Source organism: Nguyenibacter vanlangensis (assembly GCF_013376155.1).
Taxonomy (GTDB): domain Bacteria; phylum Pseudomonadota; class Alphaproteobacteria; order Acetobacterales; family Acetobacteraceae; genus Gluconacetobacter; species Gluconacetobacter vanlangensis.
In genome coordinates, this window is record NZ_JABXXP010000879.1 from 1 (window position 1) to 1,034 (window position 1,034).

General features: G+C 71.9%; 1 protein-coding gene. It reads right to left on the reverse strand.

Annotated features, from left to right (window positions below; translation table 11 throughout):
- Window positions 1–124: 124 nt before the first annotated feature.
- A partial coding sequence (locus tag HUK84_RS19825; protein WP_176641738.1) for a KpsF/GutQ family sugar-phosphate isomerase occupies window positions 125–1,034 on the reverse strand: 910 nt, incomplete at its 5' end.

The window sequence follows — 1,034 nt, forward strand, 5'->3', positions numbered from 1 at the left end:
GTACGCTGGTGCAGCATGCCGCGCTGCCGCGCCGCATCCGCCGCCGAGCGCGCGAAATCCTCGCGGCGCGGCACGGCCGGGTCGCCGTCCCGAGGGGGAGACGGAGGATGGGAGGAGGGAGCGGTCACGCCACACCTGCCCGCAGCAGGTCGTGGACATGCACGATCCCGACCGGCACGCCGCCGTCGTCCAGCACGAACAGGCTGGTGATCGGCCGGGGCCGCGCATTCATGATCCGCAGTGCCTCGGCCGCCAGGATATCGGCGCGCGTGGTCAGCGGCGTCGGGTTCATGATATCGGCCGCCCGGGTGGTTTCCAGATCGCGGTCCAGGGCGCGGCGCAGGTCCCCGTCGGTGATCAGCCCGCACAGGGTGCCGTCCGTCCCGATGACGCCGATGCAGCCGAACGCCTTGCGGGTCATTTCCAGGATGACCTGCCGCAGCGAGATGTCGGGCGTGCCCAGCGGCATCGCCGTGCCGCAATGCATCAGGTCGCCGACCCGCCGCAACCGGATGCCCAGCCGCCCGCCCGGGTGGAACACGCCGAAATCGCTGGCCGTGAAATTGCGCCGTTCCAGCAGCGCCACGGCCAACGCGTCGCCCAGCGCCATCTGCATGGTCGCCGATGTCGTGGGGGCCAGGCCCATCGGGCAGGCTTCGGCGGCATCGGGGACGACCAGCGCGATGTCCGCGGCGCGGGCCAGGGTCGATTCGGCCTGGCCGGTCATGGCGGCCAGCATCAGGCCGAACCGCCGCGCATGGGCGATGATATCGGCCAGTTCCGGCGTCTCGCCGGAATTGGACAGCGCCAGCACCGCGTCGCCGGACTGGATCATGCCCAGGTCGCCGTGCGACGCCTCGGACGGATGGACGAAGAAGGACGGCGTGCCGGTCGAGGCCAGCGTGGCCTGGATCTTGCGCCCGACATGGCCGGACTTGCCGATCCCCGTCACCACCACGCGTCCCGGCAGGGTCGAGAACGCCTCGACCGCCCGGCCGAAGGACCGGGCCAGCGGCGTCAGCCCGCCGGAATCC